Origin of the sequence: Sulfurimonas sp. NWX367 (genome assembly GCF_039667065.1) — a bacterium.
In the GTDB taxonomy this organism is placed as follows: Bacteria; Campylobacterota; Campylobacteria; order Campylobacterales; family Sulfurimonadaceae; genus Sulfurimonas; species Sulfurimonas hydrogeniphila.
In genome coordinates this window covers 259,333-278,981 of record NZ_JALCZM010000001.1, presented here as the reverse complement: position 1 = coordinate 278,981, position 19,649 = coordinate 259,333, and the positions used below count along the sequence as shown (strand labels likewise).

Genomic DNA, 19,649 nt, shown 5'->3' with positions numbered 1-19,649 from the left:
ATTTTCAGAAATGGTGGCAGTATTGAAATCCTATCAAAATCTTGTTTTACTTCAAAACCTGTACCGCTTAAAAGCTATCGGTTTTGAATATATAGAACACTTTAATATAAATGATAAAACAAACTATGAAACGCCAACAACATTAGCGGCTCTGTCTCAAAATATATCCTCATGTCATCTGTGTGATTTGAGCAAATCAAGAACGCAAAGCATGAGCGGATACGGAAACCGGAATGCAAGCTTGTTTATAATAGATTTCAGTGTTTCACAGGCACAGGACCGTGCAAATGCATACTATACAGGACGATCCGGAGAAACATTAAAAAATATGATAGAAAAAGTTGTACATCTCAGTATAGAAGATGTTTTTATAACACATGCTGTCAAATGCAAACCCCTGCAATCAAACAAGCCTTCTGCCTCCGAATTCAATTCCTGTAAAAACTATCTGTTTTCTCAGCTGGATTTTATAAAGCCAAAGGTCATTGTAACACTTGGAGAAGATGCCTATACTCACCTGACAGGTGATGTGAATTTTGAAAATGTAAGAGGGCATGTTATAGACTACAAAGAGTATAAACTCATCCCTGTTTATCATCCCCAGTATCTTTTGAGAAACCCCGAGTTGAAAAAAATCACATTAAATGATCTAAAAACCATAAAGAGTTGCCTATGAAAAAACTACTATTTCTGCTTGCGCCCTGTATCATTTTTGCACAAAGTTTTATGATATCCAATATTCCTATTCCAAAGATATACATTCAGGACCTTGATCCTTATACATGTAACGACAAATGTATGAAAGAGCTTTTACAAAACGGGCAGATATTCTCTTTTCTCTCCCATGCAAACAAGAAACTGACAGACAAAGAGTTGGATGAGGCACGCATTATTAACATTGCCGTACTCAATCTTGGCGCATCAAACGCCGGCATGAAATTAAGAATAGCCCTGCTCCTGCCTTACAAGAAAATAGGAAAATACGCATCCACCACCACAAATGCGACTTTTGCCTATCTGATGACAAAAAGTAACTCTTTTATGCTCAAAAGCTACAAAATTCCGACAGAAAACATATCAGATTTGCAAGAAGCTCTGACGCAAATAGAATCGGATGGATTTGAGTATGTCATAGCACCGCTTACAGCACAGGGAGTAAACAACATTATTGAGATTGATCCAAATGTAAATATATATTTTCCTACTATGAATAAAAAAGATGTTCATACTGTCTCTTCTTCTCTTCTTTTTGGAGGTATTGACTACAAACAGCAAAGCAAAATGCTACTTCATGAAGCAGTTTCACCTCTGGTTATTTTTTCTGACAAGTCACAGACAGGCAGAAAGTTGGCATTTTATCAAGAAGACGAGTTTTTGCACCCTTGCGCTGATATAAACGATACTATGTATTATAATGATGAAATCAGTGTTTATAACGAAGATGTCAATCTTTCAGAAGAAAAAAAAGTATTTACCTATTTTATTTCACGAAGAACAACCAATCTTGAAAGATATTTAAAAGAAAATAAAGACATTGTCAATGCTTCATTTTTTGTCAATACCCCAATCATTAAAACAGGAATGATATTATCACAACTGACACTTTACGATGTAAATGCTACAAACATCCTCTCAACACAGATCAATTATGACCCATTGCTGCTCTCTATGACGCAGTACAATGACAGAAAAAACATGATTGTAGCAAATTCTATAACCAAAGATAATAATATCTTGATTGAGACAAATTCGCTGTTGGGAAATGACATTGTGTATGACTGGATTAACTACACTACAACTGTCGGAATAGACTACTTTTATGCACAAATCACCGGTGAAGAAAGAGAATACAATATCAACCTTCTGGACAATCAAATGATGTATGATATAGAACTTTTACGCCCTGGAATATCGAGATTTTTCAAATATATTCCAGACGAGTAGTGTCAAGAACATTACTCCCATGCCTCCTTCACTTACTATCACTGCATTTTCAAAACCGTAATTTTTCCAAATATACCCTATAACAATTGCTCCCAAAGCACTAAAAACAGCAATGCCGCCATAAAAAATACCGTAAACAAATCCTTTGGAATTTGCATATTCAGAAATGTATGCACGGGTAGCATTTAAACTAAAAACAGTAAATAGACCCAAAAAAGCAAATGCCAGCCATAGATTTATATTTAACATAGATATAGAGACAATACCAAAAACAAAAGAAAGCAACAACACTCTGATAACACCTATCTTGTCACTTAAAACTCCGCCATAATAACTCATAAGAGTCTGTACAGCCGTCAGCATCATTACAAGAAGCGGAATAGTTGCCAAAGAAAAACCCTCATTTCTCGCCTTTAAAATAAAAAACTGGTCACTCATAATAAAAAACAAAAATCCGAAATAGATAAACAGGACCGGAAGTAACTTATAATCCTCCTTGTTAATAACCTGCTTATCTTTTTTTATCTTTTTTGGTGCATCTTTTACAAGAAAGACTACTATGGCAACCGCAATCAACCCTGGTATGATCGTCAGTTCAAAAATGAATCTTATTGATTTTTCATCTTGCGCAATAAACATAAAAATGACAAAAATTAAAAATGCTCCACTCAATTCTCCGGCAATATCGAGCATTTTATGAAAACCAAAAGTTCTGCCATGCGCATTGTTTTTAACATAACTGCTGATAAGCGAGTCTTTTGAAGCACTTCGTATGGCTTTACCCATTCTCTCTACCCCCTGCAATAATGCGACACTTATAAAACTGTGTGAAAAACCCAACAATGGTTTAGAAACAGTCGATAAAAGATACCCTGCAACAAGAAACGGTTTCACTATTTGATATTTATCACTTAAATATCCAAAAAGAATTCGAAAAGCATAGGATATAAATGTTGCAATAGCGATAATAATTCCAAGCTTATCAACCCCTTCATTCAAAACATAGACGACAAAAACAGGTAAAAGAGTAGTAACCATGTTTGAGGACATATCTGTAAAAAAACTGACCCAGCCTATATATACTACATTTTTATCTATACTTTTCATATAATTTCCTAAAATAAAGAGAGAATGAGTTCTTTGCTTTCATTATCTAATTTCTGTACTTTCCCATCAAAATCAATATATACCAAAAGAATTTCCAATTCAAATATTTTTTCATTTTCTTTATAAATTTCCTGACTCAGTGTAAAGGAAGCTGCTTTCATTGTAACAAGTTTTGTATATATCTCAAGCATATCACCAAGTTTAGCACTTTTATAAAAATCTGCGGTAACTTTACGGGCCACAAAATGCCCGTTTTCCAAAACAGGTGTCATATTTTTTTTAAAAAAAGCTTCACTGCGTGCTCTTTCGCAAAAATTTAAATAGTTTGAATGGTACACGACACCACCGGTGTCTGTATCTTCGTAATAGACTCGTATTTTCACTCAATATTCCTTCATATATGGCTAAAAAAATCTCTAAAATCAGTGTTCATATTGTACTCAAAACATACACTGTTTATTATTAGAAAAGAATAGTTTTAATAATTTATCTCTTACAAAGCTATTTGGGATATAAAATATTATATTTTAAATGAAGGACAATATATGCAAGATATAAAAACACTCAATGATCTGGCACAGTTAGCTGAGTATTCTCTAATGGACAGACTTAATCCTGATCCAAATGCTACAGCAGACGGTGCAGATCATGCACCAAGACAGGTATTCAGCGGGCACTATGTTCCTGTAAAACCCACTCCTATAGAAAATCCTGTTTACATTGCGCACAGCAAAACCTTCTTTAAGGAACTTGGACTGCATGATGACTTGGCTGCATCTGAGGATTTTATACGCATGTTTTCGGGTGACACTTCACATCTAAAAGAGCCTTTGCGTCGTACCGGTTGGGCAACGGGGTATGCCCTTTCCATCTACGGTACGGAGTATTATGAGCAGTGTCCTTTTAAAACAGGAAACGGGTATGGTGACGGACGCGCAATATCTGTTTTTGAAGGGGTTATAAATGGCAAACGTTGGGAAATGCAGCTCAAAGGCGGAGGGAGAACCCCTTACTGCCGTGGAGCTGACGGTCGTGCGGTACTGCGTTCAAGTGTTAGAGAATTTTTGGCACAAGAACACATGTATGCCCTCGGTGTTCCCACATCACGCTCTTTAAGTTTATATATGTCAAAAACCCAAACAGTAAGACGGCCCTGGTTTATGAACGGTTCCTATTCAAGGGATCCGGAAGTCATGATAGAAGAAAATGTTGCCATCACAACACGTGTTGCCCCCTCTTTTCTTCGTGTGGGTCAACTTGAACTTTTCGCCAGAAGGGCACGTAAAAATGAACATCCAAAGGCGATGGAGGAACTTGAGATGCTTGTCTTGCACCTGATTGAAAGAGAATACAGTGATGTAATAGACAAAAATTTACCTCTGGAAGAAAAAACAGTGCTGCTTGCCCGTGAATTTCGCTCCCGCCTTACTTCACTTGTAGTAAACTGGATTCGTGTCGGATACTGCCAGGGAAATTTCAATGGTGACAACTGTGCTGCAGGCGGTTTTACCCTTGATTACGGTCCGTTTGGATTTATAGACATGTTTGATCCAAGCTATCAACCCTGGACGGGTGGCGGAGCACACTTTTCATTTTTGAATCAACCTCAGGCCGGGGAACAAAATTTCAAAATGTTTTGTAAGGCACTTCAGCCTTTGCTCAAGGCAGATGAAAAGCAGAGTAAACAATTGGATGAAATTATGAACGGTTTTTCCAAAGTCATGCAGGCTAAAATGATACAGATGTGGACTGCCAAACTGGGTCTAAAAACCTTTGACGCAGCCTTGTTTAACGAACTGATAACACTGATGATGGAGACTTCGGTCGATTATACCCTCTTTTTTCGTGAACTCTCTGACATACCTGATAATATTTCCGCAATTGCGAAAAGCTTTTACGGTGACTCTCTATATGATCAAAAGATTATAAAAAGCTGGACCGAGTGGTTGGAAAAATGGAAAGCAAACATTAACATTGATACTCCGGAGTCCCGCAAAAAACTCTCAAAAGAGATGAAACAAACCAATCCGAAATATATTCTCCGTGAATGGTTCCTTGTTCCGGCATACAAAAAGGCCCAGGAGGGAGATTATTCACTTATAAAAGAGCTGCAGGAAGTGATGAATGATCCCTACAGCGAACAGTCATCGGAGACAGAAGACAAATACTACAGAGAGAAGCCTGCTGAACTGTTTGATGTCGCAGGAATATCTCATGTAAGCTGTTCTTCCTAAAACTGCATCTCCACTTCTTTTTCTTTGAGTTTTTGAATGTAGAGCAGAGCATTTGTAAAGGCATACTGGTCTACTTCCTCTATGCCTGCTTCTTCACACTCTACCAAGTAATCAAAACCGTCGAGTTCAGTGTTTTGCACTTTTTTCAAATGTATTACATAGAGTAACAAGTCGGCTAAATCACTTATAGGGATTATCTCTCTGTAATTTTTGCTGCACGCACTTATATAATCGTCGCATATGCTTTCATTTGACATTAAAAGTATCCAGAGAATAATTTTATCTACCTTTTTTGGTGCATTCGCCCGAGCTGAAAAATCTTCATAAAGTGCTTTATTTTTGGCTATCTCATCAAGCTGTTCATGAACCTGTGCTGTTAAAAAACCAACTCTTTCATCTGTCAGTTTTTCATTTTTATAGCCATCCAATACTGATTCTGCAATTTGGTATGTGTGCATTGTTTTCTCTTTTCTCTTTTTTATTTTAAAGTCAAATTATACCATTCAAACAAAATATTTTTCTTGAATTTTTTGGCTATAATCGACCAAAAGAAACATTTTAAGAATAGGAGTAACAATGTATCCAAATAAAAAATTAAGAACAGGCTTTTGTATGAAAATTGAGGGTGTTTTGCTGAATCGTCCGGACTTGCATAATATTGCGGCAGAATTAGGGGTAAACCCAGGTGACGTACTTACAAAAAATCAAATCCTTACGATTTACAATACTTCTGAAACATGCCAGGAAATTATAAAGGATAACGCATTGGCAACATTTGTCGCAATGGCTCTTGATATTTCGCCCCAAAACATCACTGATATCAAAGAGGTTGTAGAAGAACCTGTAAAAATTGAATTTGATCTGAGTGATTTTGAAGACGACGAAGATGATGAATAGGTTTTACAAACCTTTCATCTTTTTTGCAAGATAATTTGCAGTCGGGTAGTCCACTGTGTTTACATGTAAGACTATCCATTCGGGTGCTCTGCGGATAAAATCAGTAATTTTTGAAACCTTTTTATAGTTTTTCCAATTTTTAAGAGCCATATTCAGTTCTTCCAAAAACATGTCATGTGCAGTCTTGTGCATGTCATAGGAAGGAAAACTATACTCTTGCATCAGACGTTCTTCGTTTGCAAAGTGTTCATGAACATGCTTTACATACTCCTCGATTTTTGCTTCAAGTTCTTCGAGTGTCGCTTCCCCCCGATCGTAAGAGATCGCAAGATTATCTATTGCATTTAAAATTTTAATCTCATTTTCATGAGTTTTTTGCATCTCCTCCACATCCATATCTTCAACCTGCTCAATATATACCAATGCCATAAAAAATCCCTCTTTTTCTTTTATTATAGTAAAAAAATAAAAACAGAGCCTTAATTTAAAACAATTTTCCGATTTTTTTAAAACCGTACCAATACAGCAGCGTTCCAAGAAGAAGAACTCCGCTAAAATATGGCCACAAATCTATAAACTCCGTTCCTCTGAAAAAGATGCTCTCTGTTGCTTCTATGTAGTAGCGAAGCGGTGAAAACAAAGAGAGTGTCTGAAATACCGGGTGCATAGCGTAAACAGGGGTCCATGCACCACTGAGAAAAATCAACGGCATCATAATAATGATAGAAAGCTGTGCCACCTGCATCACATTTTTGGACACAGCCGCTACAAAAAGTCCTATGCCGGCACTCGAAACAGAATACAAAAATGTCAGGAGCATAAATGCCCAAAATGAACCGTTAAGCGGTACATCAAACTGGCCAAAAAGCACAAATCCCAAAGAGAGAACAACGCCTGCCATGACAATGAGTACCTGCGAAAAACTTTTCGCCAAAATAATGATTTTGGGATTTATCGGAGTAAGCAGCATAATATCCCAGGTACCGTCCTCTTTTTCTTTGACAAAAACAATGGCCGTCAAAATGACTATCAACAGGGTTATAATTGAAAGCAGTTCTGTCAGTGCCATAAAACTGTGATTGTCAGCATTTTGATTAAAAAGTTTATGTGACTTTAATTCAAGCGGAAAGTTTACAGATTGAAAGTCAAATACAATATTTTGCAGATACATAAATGTCGTGAGACTTTGCGATGCTGCAGTAGCATCGAGCAAAAGATTGATCTGTGCTTTTTTCCCGCTCTTGTAGTTCTTTTCAAAATCAGAGTCAAAGAGTATTCCGACCATAACTTCTTTATTAAAAATAGCATTGGAGAGTGCTTTTTGCGAAAGAAAGGCAACCGGTGGTTTAAACTCCGGTTGATGTAACCGTGCAAGTATTTTTTGGCTTACTCCCCCTCCTGTTTTGTCAACATATCCGACAACAACATTGCGCGGTTTTATCTGTATGCCGGAACCGGCTATGTAAACATCCAGTGTAAACGAATAAAGTACAACAGCCACTAATCCTATAGAGCGTAAAAAACTCAGCAGTTCTTTGGAGACAATCATCGCAAATATTCGCATTATCTCATCTCCTTTTTCAACAATAAGGTGCCGACAGTAAAAAGTCCCACAACAAACCCGACAAGTATCAGCAGATACATGATAATTTTTTCAGACGCCAAACCCTGTCCTATCAAAAATGTATCATAAAGAATATGCGTATAATACATAACCGGAAACATATGCGCTTCAATATATGACTCGCCACTCATGGAAGATATCGGCATCAGCATACCAGAGTATAAAAATCCGGGAATTATGGTGATAATAATTGTCAAAACAACGGCAACAATTTGTCTGCTTGTAATGATAGAAATAAGCATACCGATAGAGAGACTGATAAGAATATAAAGTTCACTGCTGAGCCAGTAGAGCATAAAACTTCCCCGAAAAGGAACATCAAACAGATAAACTGCAAGCAAAAAAAGTATAAAAATATTCACAGAATGCAGTAAAAAAGCAGGAAAAAGTTTTGCAAGAAGGAACTCTCCTTTACTCAAAGGCGAAGCATAAAAATTAAAAATGGTCCCTCGCTCTTTCTCTTTTACTATAAGAAGTGCTGCCAAAATTGCAGGAGCCACCAAAAGCACAAGCCCTATGAGTCCTGGAACTATGGCATCTTCATCCCGCATTGCCTGATTGAAAAGCGTACGCTGATTTAACACTATAAGCCCTTTTGCAGACAAACCGCTTCTTTGTGCCACTTCGCTTGCCCCATCAAGCACACTCCCCTTGATATACCCCTCAATAGTAGTAGCCCTTGTCGGAAAAGAGGCATCCACAAAAACACCGATCTCACTCTTTTGTCCGTGTAAAAGTTGTTTTTCAAAAGAAGAGGGAATGATTAAAACTGCATCGGTTTTAGCCTGTTTTATAGAGCGCAGTGCCTCTTTTTCACTTACATGTAACACCTTTGCATTAAAGTATTTGCTATGTTCAAATTTTGAAATCAGCATTTGTGAAAATTTGCTCTGGTCATTATCAATAATCAAAATTCTTGCATGCGTTACATCCATACGGATTCCATAGCCAAAAAGCAGTACAATCATACTCGGCATCAAATATACCATCACAATCAGACGCGTTCTGTAAAGCTCCATAAATTCTTTCAATATATAGGCTTTAATGGTTATTAGTTTCATTGTCTATCCTTATAATATGTCAAGAAAATATCTTCAAAATTCTTTGCATCGGGATGTGTTTTATAAAAATTTTCTATGGTATCGTCTGCAATCTTTTTTCCCTGTTTGAGGAGTACCACTCGATCACAGTACTCCGCCTCGCTCATATAGTGTGTGGTTATCAAAATAGATATATGCCACTGCTCTTTAAGCTTTTTAAGTATCTCCCAAAATTGTGCTCTTGCAATGGTATCCACGCCGCTTGTAGGCTCATCCAAAAACAGCACAAGCGGTTCGTGCAAAAGTGCCGCAGCTATGGAAAAACGCTGGTTGACACCCAGAGGAAGCGCAGTTGGCAATTCATCCATATACTCTTTAAAGCCGAGTTCATTGGCATACTGCTCTATTCTTTTCAAGGCAGTCTTGAGAGGAATCTGATGCATATTGGCAAAATAAATCAGATTTTCTCTTACAGTCATGTCATTGTAGAGTGCAAAATGCTGACTTACATAGCCGATTTTGGACTTGAGCGTTTGACGATCATCTCCGCTGCGGATGACTTTTTCAAGCAGGGTAAGTGTGCCCTCGTCTATCGGATACAGACCCAAAAGCATTTTGATAAATGTGGTTTTTCCTGCGCCGTTTGCACCCAGAAGACCCAGAATTTCACCCCGTTTGAGTTCTATGTCTACATGGTCATTTGCCGTAAAACTGCCAAATCTTTTTGTAATGCCATATGCCTGCATCACAACAGGCGGTATTGCAATTTCTTTGTCTCGTTTTGCTATGACAACCTTAGGCAGGAGCTTTTTCTTTTGCAGCGCGTTCACAAAAAAGAGTCCCTCCAGAGTAGGTTCTGCCTGCTTTACATGTAAAGGCTGCAGCGAATATGTTCGCTTGTTAAAACCAAGGCACTCTTCTTTACATGTAACCTCTTCATACACATACGGACGAATAGAGTCTATAAGCTCTTCATTTGTTCCGCTGGCAATGATTTCTCCTTCGTCAAAAAGAAAAATTTTGTCCATTTTGGAGGCTTCTTGCATATAAGCGGTGCTCACTAAAATTACTGTTCCTTCTTCTTTGCGTATGCTGTCCAAAATCTCCCACAGTTCCAAACGGCTCAAAGGATCCACTCCGGTTGTCGGTTCATCCAGAATAAGAAGTTTCGGACGGTGCAGCAGTGTGCAGATGAGTGAGAGTTTTTGCATCATCCCGCCACTGAGTTTACCGGCTTCTCTCTCAACAAAAGCACTCAGTCCTGCCATATGCAGCAGTTTTTCTCTATATGCAAGAAATTGTTCATCTTTTGCAACATTGCGAATATCGGCAAAAAACTCCAAATGCTCCCCTACTGTCAGAGTATCATAAAGAACAAGCCCTATTCCCTGTGGCATCAATCCCATAAAAGGTTTTACTTTTTCTGCCTCTTTGGGTGAATGGTACGCGATACCATCATAAACAATCTCACCCTCAAAACGGATAACACCGGCTACAGCATGCATAAGGGAGCTTTTACCTGCACCGTCCGCTCCTATAAAACCGATAATCTCTCCACTCTCTGCTGTGAGCGAGGCATTGTCTATGCCTGTTCTTTTTTTGTAAGAGACCCGGATATTTTTTACTTCAAGAAGAGACATCTTGTTTTAGAGTACCGGAATGTCATTGAGTGAATTTGGCAGACCTTTGCCATCAAGTGACACAACTCCCACAGCCGGTATACCGAGTTTTAACAAAGGGTCAATTGCCAGTGGTTTGAGGTGTACGGCAAACACTCTTTGAATTCTGTCTGAACGCACACTGACCTCTTTGGGCGTAAATTCCGCTTTTTGGGCAATACGCACTACTTTTGCCTGTATCGGATGATTTGGATAGGCATCAAGAAATATTACCGCTTTGTCACCCAGTTTTATTTTTCCGTTTTGCAGTGTGTCGACAAATATTTTCAGATACAACGAGTGAGGATCCAAAAGTGTGGCTACCGGCATACCAGGAGCTATTACCTCTCCCTCGTTGGCGATTTTTTCTACCGTAATTCCATCAACAGGTGAAACAAGTGTCATCTCCTGAATCATCGCTTCTATCTGTGCTTTGGATGCTTTGAGGGCTTCAATACCATCTTGCAGGGCCTGAATATTTGCGGCAATGGCAAAAAGTTTTTTCTGTGATGCCTGCGCATCCAAAAGTGCAATACGAGCCAGAGTTACTGCTGATTTTATTTTTTTCAGCTGTTGCTGCAGTGCGGAAAGCTTTTTGTTTTCTGTATCCCTTTTGAGTTGCGCAAGTTCCAATTTGTGCTTGTCAATACTTTTGTTTTTATACAATCGTTGAGAGCGTTTGAAATCTCTTTTTGCCTGGGCAACGACATCTTTTTGTATCAAAATATTTTTTTCAAATGCCTGTTGCGAGGCTTGGGCTGAGACAAGCTGTGCTTTTGCTTTTTTCTCCAAAAGCGGAATTGTTTTCTGTGCAATTTTTTCTTCAATTTTTTGTGCTGCGAGTTGCTGTTTCTTTGCCTGAATCTGTGCATCAAGCCCTGCTTTTTGTGCTGCAAGTTCTTTGCTCTTCAAGACACCCACAACCATTCCTTTGCTCACAGGTACACCGTCATCAACAGATATTTTTTCCAGCCTTCCTGCATATTTTGCATTGAGATTTACCAGATCACCGTCCATGCGGCCTGTCCCTTCAACCAAATTTGCAGGAAGTGTTTTTGGATGCAGTTTTTTATAGATCATTCCGCCTGCTGTAACCAATAAAACAGCTATCACAACACCCAACCAATATTTTTTCAGAACCTGCATAATCTACTCCTTATTCAGTATCACTCTGTATTTTTTTCTCATACCACTTTCGAAGCCACGCATCAATCGGATTTATCATTTTATAAATTACAGGCACAACAAGCAATGTTAGCACCATTGAACTTAAAAGACCGCCTATGATGGCTATTGCCATCGGTGCTTTTGTTTCACTTCCCAAAGAGTTGCTCAGTGCCAAAGGAAGCATCGCAAATATCATCGCAATTGTTGTCATCAAAATCGGGCGCAGTCTTTTTTCTCCCGCTTCAAGCAGTGCTGCATTGGCATCTTTTCCCCGCGCTACTGCTTCATTGGCAAAATCAACAAGCAGTACGGCATTTTTACCGACCATCCCCATAAGCAGCATAAATCCTATCATCACAAAAAGACTGAAATGCAAATGTGTCAGATACAAAGCCAGCATAACCCCGATAATACTCAGTGGCAATGCCATCATAATGATAACAGGCTGAATAAGCGACTCATACAAAATTGCCAGAATGATAAACATTAAAATTACAGACAAACCAAGAGCCACGCCAAAGGCTTTGGCTGTTTTTTCCATCTCTTCGGCAAAGCCTGTAAATTTATAGTTTACACCCGATGGCAGCAATGTGTCTATTTTTGCACGTGTATACTTGACAGCGCCGCCCAGATCAAGCCCAAACAGATCAGAATAGATAGTCACCTGTCTTTGTCTGTTATAGTGATAAATAGAAGCCAGAGACCTTGCCTTGTCAAATGTGACAAGACCGTCAAGAAAAACCAACTTTCCGTTTTTGGCTCTGAGTTGGATTTTTTTGAGATCATCTATGCTTACACGGTCCTTGTCAGGCAGTCGCAGGGTAATTTTGTACTGTTTTCCGTTTTGCTCAAAATAGGAAATTTCCAAATCACTTGAAAAGGCAATGGAGACAGCCTTTGCTATCTGTGCTGCACTAATCCCCATTCTGTTGGCATTTTCACGTACTATATTGATGTCAATCTGCGGTTTGCCTTCATCAAGATTACTGTCAATATCAACAAAGCCTTTTTTCTTCGCCAGATACTCCATCAGGTTTTTTCTCGCCACATCAAGGTCAGCAAAAGAATCCGATGTCAGTACAATTTGATACGGTACACTCACCCCGGCACCTTTGATGTTTGGAATTGCCGCTGCTGTAATAAACATCTCTTTGGAAAAGGGTTTGAGCTTTTGTCGAAATTCCTGAATAATCTCTTCTTGATTCTTTTTTCTGCTGCCTTTAGGCGTAAGTTTGACATAAATGAGCGCTTTGTTTTTCTCGTGTACACTGTTATAGCCTACACTCAAGGTTGTAAAAACAACATTTTTGTCAGCTCTGATTAAATTTTCAATCACTTTGGACTCCCGTATCATTTCATCCAAACTGATGCCCGCATCGGCTCTGAGTTTTACTTCAAACTCTGCTTTATCCTCTTTTGGCAGAAAATCCATACCGATTTTCGGAAAGAGAGAAAGCGAGGCAACAAACACCCCAAGAACAAAAACAAGTGTAAAAAATTTAAAACGAAGCACAAAACTCAGTGTTGCAGCATATAATTTGTCTATACGCTGAAAAATCGGTTCTGTAATATTGTAAAACCTGCTCTCTCCTTTATGCAATACTCTTGCACTCAGACTCGGCATAAAACTCATCGCAACCGTATAGGAAATAATTACCGCAAAACCTACCGTCATCGCAAAACTTTCAAAGAATTTTCCGACAATTCCGCTCATATGCGCAACCGGAAGAAAAACAGCAAGCAACATTGCCGAAATCGCAAGAATAGCAAATGCCATCTCTTTCACACCATAGAGTGCCGCTTCAAACCTGCCCATGCCTGCTTCCATCTTTTTGTAGATATTCTCCAACACAACAATGGCATCATCTATGATAATCCCGATAGCAAGCGTTAAACCGATGAGTGTCATTTTATTCAGGTTATACCCCATCAGATTCATTAAAGCAATCGTACCCAGGATAGAGATTGGAATAGAGAGTGCCGAAACCAGCGTAATAGTAAAGTTTCTCAAAAAACCGAAGATGATAATAACTGCCAAAACTGCACCGTAAATAAGGTCAAATTTCACATCTTCAAGTGAGTGAATGATGAAAGGCGTTGTATCCTGGAGCAGTTCTACACCATATTTTTCGCCAGCCATTGTTTTTAACTGCGGCACGGCTTCTTTGACGCGTTTTACTATATCTATCGTATTTGTTCCTGAAATTTTTTGCACTTCAAGCATAACACCCGGTATACCGTTGTATGACGAGTAGCTTTTTGCATCGCTCAAAGAGTCTGTTACCGTTGCCAGATCTTTGAGCCTTAAATCATCTTTTATTATAATGTCTTGGAGTTGCTTCACACTCAGAGCATCCGCTTTTGTTTTTAAGATAATCTCTTTTGTTTTGGTGATAAGCTTTCCGCCACCGATTTTGACATTTTCTTCGGCAATAATATCATTCAACTCTTTGATTGTAATGCCAAACTTGTTGAGTTTATAAATATCTGGGAAAATTTTTATCTCTCTGTCTTTGTAACCGATGATATTTATAGCACCGACACCGTTAATCTTTTGAATAGCCGGTTTTACTTTCTCATCGGCAAATACCATCAGGTTTTGCAAGGTATCTTTTTTTGCTGTTAAAAAAACATTGATAACAGGAGCCCCGCCGATATCGAGTTTACTGACAAGTGGCGTTTGTGCATCTTTTGGCAAGATAACAGCTGAGACTTTGTCTCGTACATCATTGGTCGCTTCATCAATATTGCGTTCCAGGAAGAATTTCACCATAACAACAGATGCGCCGTCACTGCTTGTGGATGTGATGCTGTCCACTCCGCCTATACGAGAGATGGCCTCTTCTATTTTTTCTGTGACCTGTGATTCTATCGTATCTGCTTCAACACCCGGATAGATTGTTTTGACTGTCACTATAGGAAAATCAACATTCGGATAGAGTGCCGAGGGCATGCTTTTAAAACTCATATAGCCAAAAATCACCAATGTAATGACATACATCAGTGTTGCAATTGGTCTGTTAATCGCTAATTTGTACATCGTTATTTTCCGTCAACCAGTATCATACCGTCACCAAAAAGCCCGACTGTAAAATCTTTTGCCTCTACTTCCGCTTTTATCTTTCTGTTGTCAAAATTTGCATACGGATAGACCTTTGAAATAACACCCTTGTATTTTTTGTTATCCCCATCGACTTTATACTCAAAGGTTTGTCCGACTTTTACAATATCATGATATTTTTGATCAAATTCCAATATCAGCTTTCTTGCATGAATACTTTGTATTTTAAAAACAGTTTTAAGCATTAAACCGCTTACAGCATCGCCTACTTCTATGCTTTTATCATAAATGACACCTGCAAAGGGTGCTTTTAAAATAGTTTTTTCATACAAAGCCTGCTGATAGGCAACCGATGCTTTGGCATTTTCATAATTACTGAGTATTTTGTCATATTTGCTTGCATCTATAAGCTTTTTGATTTTTTCCTGTCTTTTGAGTTCTCTTGAAGCAAACTTAAAAACTATTTGTGTTTTTTCAAGCATTGCTTTTATATCTTTGTTTCCCAGTTTTGCCAGTATTTGGTTTTGGCTCACTATAGAGCCGATATCGACATTGACTTTTTCTACAATTCCGCTCGCAGTGAAAGCCAGATTGGCACTTTTTTGTGCTGTCACATCAAATGTTGCATAAATCTTTTGCGCATAAGAGAGACTCACCAGGGTGATTAAAGCTATAAATATTTTTTTCATTTAACAAACTCCTCTAAATTTTTATTGTTGTAATAGTAATAAATGCCATAGGCTATTTCCAAATCATTGCGTGCTTTTTCATACCTTGCTTTTGCCTCTGTTTTTGCCGAGAGCGCATCAAGATAGACGACATTGTCCACAATGCCTGCATTGTACTTTTCTGTGATAGTCTTTAAAGCACTTTTTGCCGCTTTGAGTGCACTTTTTGAACTTTTAATGTTGAGTTTGGCTGTATGAATTCTCTCTTGTGCCAACTCTTGCTGCATCTGTTGTTCTTTTGATTTGTAAATAATCTGTTGATTCAGTGCATCAGCCTGCAGTTTGAGTGCCTCTTTTTGCTCTTTGAGTGTTCCAAAATCAAAAAGTCTCAAGCCGACTGTAGCCATCAGCTCATTTTGTTTGTCAAGGTAGGCAATGGGAACTCCCCCAAAAGTCGGCTTATTTTGATACCCATAAAACGAATAGGTATCTTCTATACGCAGAGTAGGATAATAATAGCTCTCAACCGTTTCGCCTAAATTTTGCAATGCTGCTTTTTTGTACCTGAGTGACTGAATACTGTCAAGGAGTTCTTCATTTTGTGCTGCTCTTTTGTCAAACTGCGAATTTTCCAAAGTGTTTATTTTTTTTCCGACTTTGAGTTCAAGTGCTTTATGCAGCGCTGTAATTTGAAATTTTGTAGATTCTATTGCATACAAAGTACTGTCGTATGCAGATTGGAGTCTGTCCACATCATCACTTGTAGCAAGATCAGCTTCATAAAAATGTCGCACTCTTTCAAGTTGTGCTTTGACTGCTTTGGAAGCTTCTATCGTTGCACCCAAAGAGGCCTGCAGACTTTTGAGATTATAATAATCCTCTGTTATGGCAAGAAGTGTCAATTTTTTTGTCTCTTTATAACTGAAAGAAGCAGATTTTCTTTCATTCTCTTTTTGTTTTTTTGTATTTGATTTCTTTCCGCCGTCATATATGTCAAACCCGATTTTCGTCCTTGCTCCGTATGTTGTTCCCGGGTAAAAAGGACTCGGTTTATCATCTCTTTTATAAAAAGCACTCACATCTACCGTAGGGAAGTAATTGCTTGCGGCACTTTGTACCTCTTTTGCTTTTGCATGTACTGCTATTTTGGAGGCATTGACAAGATTGTTATTCTCTTTTGCAAATTCCAAAAGTGATTTCAGGTCATCTCCAAACAAAAGAGCAGGGACAACAGTGAGTAAAAGTAGTTTTTTCATAATCATTTCTCCATTAAATCAAATAAAATATCTATTTGCGTATCTATTTTTTGTTTTAAATCTTCTATGGCACTTGTGGTGACACTCATAATAAAAGTACCCTGAGCAAAAGCAAAAATACCCATAACCAACTCTTTTGCTTCACTTTTTAACTCGTTTTTTTCTATGCCCTCTTCTATGATATTTTCCATCCATTTTTCATAAAGCGTATAGCATTCTGTTTGAAAAGCCACCATCTCTTCATTTGTACTGCTCAGAGCAATGGCAGTAAACTGCTTGTATATTTCACGCAGTTCCTGATCTTCATCGGCATAAAAAAAGCTAAAAAAACTTTTGACTTTTTCCCGTGTGCTTACATGTAGTGAGAGTTGTTTCTCTTTTCTCTCGTTATGCTCCTGCATCAAAATCTCAACCAGTTCAAAGACTATCTCATCTTTGTTCTTGAAATATTCATACACAGTGCCTTTGCCTATGTTGGCAGCTTTTGCAATCTGAGCAATCGTTATATTGTTAATTCCGTCTTTAAGAATTAACGCTTTTGTTCCAAGAGCAATATCTTTTTTTTTCTGTTCTTTGTCAACTATAATTGCCAACATAACCCTCCGAAAATATTTTTGACCGACTGTCGTTCAATTATTATAGTAGTATTATTGTTAATTTTTTCTTAAGGGCAATGGAGGTACCCTCAATATATTAGACTTCGTAGAGTGTAACCCGGTTTTTTCCGTTTTTCTTGGATTTGTACAGTGCTTCATCTGCCACTTTTATCAATTTTTCCAAAGAATCCGCCATCCCGTATGCTATGCCAAAAGAAACTGTATATCTGATTTTCATATTGTTGTATGTAATGATGTTGTTTTCAAAATCTTTTCTTATTTTTTCAAAAAGTTTTTCGGCATCCTCTTTGGAAATATCATCAAGAACAACGCAAAACTCTTCTCCTCCAAACCGTGCAAACAGATCATATCTTCGCAGATTTTTTTCTAAAATCTTTTTAACTTCTATGATAGCCAAGTCACCTGCATCGTGACCATAAGTATCATTAACACTCTTAAAATCGTCAATATCCATCATCACTACAGCCAGTTTGGTATGTTTTCGCAGCGCTTTGGAAAAAATTGCCCTGGCAACTTCAAAAAAATATCTTCTGTTATAAGCACCGGTCATATAATCCAGTATAGTCTGCATCTTGAGTTTCTGATTGATAATTTTTGATTTTTGATACAAAAAAACCAAATAAAGGCTCAAAAGCATTAAAAGAAAAATAGGAAAAGTATATAAAAAAGATTTAAACCAAAGAGTGTGTGCCTGTACTCTATAAACAAAGTGCAAATGTACATACGGGAGTCTTTTGACAAAAATATATTGAGAGTCTTTGTATTGCAGAGATTCTAAAGTTTCATTCATATTTCGTATAGAGAAATCCAGAAAATCATCTATCTTGTATATCTTGCTTCGGTTGAAATCCTGTATCAGATTATGACTTGCCACTATCTGGTTTTTGTTGTTATAAATCACACTTTGATTATTAAAATAATCCAAACGTGAAAGCAGATTGTCAAAATTGTTCAATGTTATATCCACATCAAGTGTCCCCAAAAAATGATTTTTGTAATACAAAGGCTTGCCGACAGTCACCATAAGCCCTTTGCCTATGGCATCCATATACAAAGGTGTCAAAAAGAGTTTTTTTTGAGGATTGGCTTGGGGAGTTGCATCATGATAGAAAGGTTTTTTCTCAACCACAGGGGTAAACTGAAAATCTGCAGAACAAACATAAGGGTAAAGAACCGTAAAATGATTTTTGGAATAGTAATAAATCCAGGCAAAATTTTTATTTTGTTCAGCAACCAGTTGAAAAAACGGAGTGAGTTGCAGTGCCGCCTCCATCTCCTGGAGCAGTCTTTTGTCCGAAAGTGCTTTTTTGCCAAAACCCAATAAGTTTACTTCTTTGTTTTCATCCAGTGCATAGGTGCCGTTTTCATTAACATACTTTACATGTAAAGCCTCATTTGGCTTGAGATTTTCTTTATTTTTAAAAATCTGCTCTGCGGCTACATGTAAATACTCTACCGCATTGATACTCATACGCATTTTATGTTCAATACTCAATGCCATCTCATTTGCATTTCTAAAAATATTTTTCATCTGCATTCTGTTAAACTGCAAAAAAAACAGCATATTCAATAAAACAATAATAAATACAGTAATTATAAGTTTTTTATTATCCATACCTATCCATTTCGTTTGAATAAGTATATCTAATCTCACAAAAATATCAAAGTATCGTATTTTCCTGGAAACTTTTTGAAGAGACAACTTTTTTGTTTTCTATTTTCAAGATTCTGTCACACAGCGGCAGCATCGCTTCATCGTGTGTCACCATGATTACCGCCACATTCTGTTCTATAGCTATCTTTTTGAGCATTTTTACAACATCAACAGAACGCTTGGAATCAAGTGCTGCTGTCGGTTCATCTGCCAGTATAATCTGGGGTTTGTTTGCCAGAGCCCGTGCTATGGCTGCTCTTTGATTCTGTCCGCCTGAGAGTTGTGAAGGCATAGAGTACGCCTTATCAGCAATATCAAAATACTCTAAAAGTTCCATCGCTGTTTTTTCACTCTCCTTGTCTGAGATACCATTTGCCTGTGGAACCAGAGTGATATTTTCCAAAATATTCAAGAACGGAATCAAGTAGTGTGCCTGAAAAATAAAACCGATTTTTTCGCGTCTTATTTTTCGCGTCTCTTTTGTTAACCATTCATTGTCATAGACTTTTTCTTCACCAAGCCATATTTTTCCACTCGTCGGTTCTTCCACACAGCCGATCATCATGAGCAGTGTTGTTTTTCCGGCACCGCTTGGGGCAACAAGTGCTACAAGCTCTCCTTTGTCTACACTGAAAGATGCACCGTCCAAGACCTCAACAAGAGAATCTCCCTTGCCGAAATTCTTCACCAGATTTTCTACTCTAATTGCCTGTTTACTCATA

Annotated in this window: 18 protein-coding genes; 4 read left to right on the top strand and 14 right to left on the bottom strand. The window is 37.9% G+C overall.

What is annotated here, in order from left to right; all coding sequences use genetic code 11:
• Positions 1–13 precede the first annotated feature (13 nt).
• Both MNY28_RS01380 and MNY28_RS01375 read left to right on the top strand, forming a co-directional pair.
• Entirely contained in the window at positions 14–676 is a 663-nt protein-coding gene (locus MNY28_RS01380; RefSeq protein WP_346388679.1) for a uracil-DNA glycosylase, read from the top strand.
• Positions 673–1,944, top strand: coding sequence for a hypothetical protein (locus MNY28_RS01375; RefSeq protein ID WP_346388678.1), 1,272 nt, complete (start codon positions 673–675; stop codon positions 1,942–1,944). Before MNY28_RS01380 ends, MNY28_RS01375 begins: the two co-directional genes overlap by 4 nt.
• Here the strand turns inward: MNY28_RS01375 and MNY28_RS01370 are convergent.
• Both MNY28_RS01370 and MNY28_RS01365 read right to left on the bottom strand, forming a co-directional pair.
• The gene (locus MNY28_RS01370; RefSeq protein WP_151900457.1) at positions 1,897–3,051 is read right to left on the bottom strand and encodes an MFS transporter; all 1,155 of its coding nucleotides are present in this window, start codon (positions 3,049–3,051) and stop codon (positions 1,897–1,899) included. The genes MNY28_RS01375 and MNY28_RS01370 overlap by 48 nt on opposite strands.
• A gap of 8 nt (positions 3,052–3,059) precedes the next feature.
• On the bottom strand, positions 3,060–3,434 hold the full coding sequence (locus MNY28_RS01365; RefSeq protein WP_346388677.1) for a YbgC/FadM family acyl-CoA thioesterase: 375 nt from the start codon (positions 3,432–3,434) through the stop codon (positions 3,060–3,062).
• A 162-nt stretch (positions 3,435–3,596) separates the two neighbouring features.
• Here MNY28_RS01365 and MNY28_RS01360 point away from each other — a divergent pair, with 162 nt between their 5' ends.
• Positions 3,597–5,285, top strand: a complete 1,689-nt coding sequence (locus MNY28_RS01360; protein WP_346388676.1) for a protein adenylyltransferase SelO family protein — start codon at positions 3,597–3,599, stop codon at positions 5,283–5,285.
• On the opposite strand, the gene MNY28_RS01355 is transcribed toward MNY28_RS01360, so the two are convergent.
• Positions 5,282–5,743, bottom strand: coding sequence for a hypothetical protein (locus MNY28_RS01355; RefSeq protein ID WP_151900500.1), 462 nt, complete (start codon positions 5,741–5,743; stop codon positions 5,282–5,284). The two genes, MNY28_RS01360 and MNY28_RS01355, sit on opposite strands and share 4 nt — an antisense overlap.
• 118 nt (positions 5,744–5,861) lie before the next feature.
• Between MNY28_RS01355 and MNY28_RS01350 the strand changes: the two genes are divergently transcribed.
• Positions 5,862–6,182, top strand: coding sequence for a hypothetical protein (locus MNY28_RS01350; protein WP_151900501.1), 321 nt, complete (start codon positions 5,862–5,864; stop codon positions 6,180–6,182).
• Between the two features lie 3 nt (positions 6,183–6,185).
• On the opposite strand, the gene MNY28_RS01345 is transcribed toward MNY28_RS01350, so the two are convergent.
• From MNY28_RS01345 to MNY28_RS01295, 11 genes are all read right to left on the bottom strand, one after another.
• Complete coding sequence (locus MNY28_RS01345) at positions 6,186–6,611, bottom strand: hemerythrin family protein (protein ID WP_151900502.1); 426 nt, start codon at positions 6,609–6,611, stop codon at positions 6,186–6,188.
• Positions 6,612–6,666: 55 nt separating this feature from the next.
• Positions 6,667–7,746, bottom strand: a complete 1,080-nt coding sequence (locus MNY28_RS01340; protein WP_346388675.1) for an ABC transporter permease — start codon at positions 7,744–7,746, stop codon at positions 6,667–6,669.
• Entirely contained in the window at positions 7,746–8,867 is a 1,122-nt protein-coding gene (locus tag MNY28_RS01335; RefSeq protein WP_346388674.1) for an ABC transporter permease, read from the bottom strand. The genes MNY28_RS01340 and MNY28_RS01335 overlap by 1 nt, the downstream gene beginning before the upstream one ends.
• Positions 8,864–10,486 (bottom strand): ATP-binding cassette domain-containing protein, encoded by a 1,623-nt coding sequence (locus tag MNY28_RS01330; RefSeq protein WP_346388673.1) that lies wholly within the window; start codon positions 10,484–10,486, stop codon positions 8,864–8,866. The genes MNY28_RS01335 and MNY28_RS01330 overlap by 4 nt, the downstream gene beginning before the upstream one ends.
• Positions 10,487–10,492: 6 nt before the next feature.
• Positions 10,493–11,650, bottom strand: coding sequence for an efflux RND transporter periplasmic adaptor subunit (locus MNY28_RS01325; RefSeq protein WP_346388672.1), 1,158 nt, complete (start codon positions 11,648–11,650; stop codon positions 10,493–10,495).
• A gap of 10 nt (positions 11,651–11,660) precedes the next feature.
• Complete coding sequence (locus MNY28_RS01320; protein ID WP_346388671.1) at positions 11,661–14,711, bottom strand: efflux RND transporter permease subunit; 3,051 nt, start codon at positions 14,709–14,711, stop codon at positions 11,661–11,663.
• 2 nt (positions 14,712–14,713) lie between these two features.
• On the bottom strand, positions 14,714–15,421 hold the full coding sequence (locus tag MNY28_RS01315) for an efflux RND transporter periplasmic adaptor subunit (RefSeq protein WP_346388670.1): 708 nt from the start codon (positions 15,419–15,421) through the stop codon (positions 14,714–14,716).
• On the bottom strand, positions 15,418–16,656 hold the full coding sequence (locus MNY28_RS01310) for a TolC family protein (protein ID WP_346388669.1): 1,239 nt from the start codon (positions 16,654–16,656) through the stop codon (positions 15,418–15,420). Before MNY28_RS01310 ends, MNY28_RS01315 begins: the two co-directional genes overlap by 4 nt.
• Positions 16,657–16,658: 2 nt before the next feature.
• On the bottom strand, positions 16,659–17,252 hold the full coding sequence (locus MNY28_RS01305) for a TetR/AcrR family transcriptional regulator (RefSeq protein ID WP_346388668.1): 594 nt from the start codon (positions 17,250–17,252) through the stop codon (positions 16,659–16,661).
• Positions 17,253–17,349: 97 nt separating this feature from the next.
• The gene (locus MNY28_RS01300; protein WP_346388667.1) at positions 17,350–18,888 is read right to left on the bottom strand and encodes a diguanylate cyclase; all 1,539 of its coding nucleotides are present in this window, start codon (positions 18,886–18,888) and stop codon (positions 17,350–17,352) included.
• A 46-nt stretch (positions 18,889–18,934) separates the two neighbouring features.
• Positions 18,935–19,648: an ABC transporter ATP-binding protein gene (locus MNY28_RS01295; protein WP_346388666.1), complete on the bottom strand. Its 714-nt coding sequence runs from the start codon at positions 19,646–19,648 to the stop codon at positions 18,935–18,937.
• Between the last annotated feature and the right edge of the window lies 1 nt (position 19,649).

What these genes read in the sequence shown, in the direction of transcription:
- MNY28_RS01320 (WP_346388671.1), bottom strand. Translation starts at nt 14,711, where the DNA reads ATGTACAAATTAGCGATTAACAGACCAATTGCAACACTGATGTATGTC.
- MNY28_RS01325 (WP_346388672.1), bottom strand. Translation starts at nt 11,650, where the DNA reads ATGCAGGTTCTGAAAAAATATTGGTTGGGTGTTGTGATAGCTGTTTTA.
- MNY28_RS01360 (WP_346388676.1), top strand. Translation starts at nt 3,597, where the DNA reads ATGCAAGATATAAAAACACTCAATGATCTGGCACAGTTAGCTGAGTAT.
- MNY28_RS01305 (WP_346388668.1), bottom strand. Translation starts at nt 17,252, where the DNA reads ATGTTGGCAATTATAGTTGACAAAGAACAGAAAAAAAAAGATATTGCT.
- MNY28_RS01295 (WP_346388666.1), bottom strand. Translation starts at nt 19,648, where the DNA reads ATGAGTAAACAGGCAATTAGAGTAGAAAATCTGGTGAAGAATTTCGGC.
- MNY28_RS01310 (WP_346388669.1), bottom strand. Translation starts at nt 16,656, where the DNA reads ATGAAAAAACTACTTTTACTCACTGTTGTCCCTGCTCTTTTGTTTGGA.
- MNY28_RS01340 (WP_346388675.1), bottom strand. Translation starts at nt 7,746, where the DNA reads ATGCGAATATTTGCGATGATTGTCTCCAAAGAACTGCTGAGTTTTTTA.
- MNY28_RS01330 (WP_346388673.1), bottom strand. Translation starts at nt 10,486, where the DNA reads ATGTCTCTTCTTGAAGTAAAAAATATCCGGGTCTCTTACAAAAAAAGA.
- MNY28_RS01375 (WP_346388678.1), top strand. Translation starts at nt 673, where the DNA reads ATGAAAAAACTACTATTTCTGCTTGCGCCCTGTATCATTTTTGCACAA.
- MNY28_RS01370 (WP_151900457.1), bottom strand. Translation starts at nt 3,051, where the DNA reads ATGAAAAGTATAGATAAAAATGTAGTATATATAGGCTGGGTCAGTTTT.
- MNY28_RS01345 (WP_151900502.1), bottom strand. Translation starts at nt 6,611, where the DNA reads ATGGCATTGGTATATATTGAGCAGGTTGAAGATATGGATGTGGAGGAG.
- MNY28_RS01335 (WP_346388674.1), bottom strand. Translation starts at nt 8,867, where the DNA reads ATGAAACTAATAACCATTAAAGCCTATATATTGAAAGAATTTATGGAG.
- MNY28_RS01350 (WP_151900501.1), top strand. Translation starts at nt 5,862, where the DNA reads ATGTATCCAAATAAAAAATTAAGAACAGGCTTTTGTATGAAAATTGAG.
- MNY28_RS01300 (WP_346388667.1), bottom strand. Translation starts at nt 18,888, where the DNA reads ATGGATAATAAAAAACTTATAATTACTGTATTTATTATTGTTTTATTG.
- MNY28_RS01355 (WP_151900500.1), bottom strand. Translation starts at nt 5,743, where the DNA reads ATGCACACATACCAAATTGCAGAATCAGTATTGGATGGCTATAAAAAT.
- MNY28_RS01315 (WP_346388670.1), bottom strand. Translation starts at nt 15,421, where the DNA reads ATGAAAAAAATATTTATAGCTTTAATCACCCTGGTGAGTCTCTCTTAT.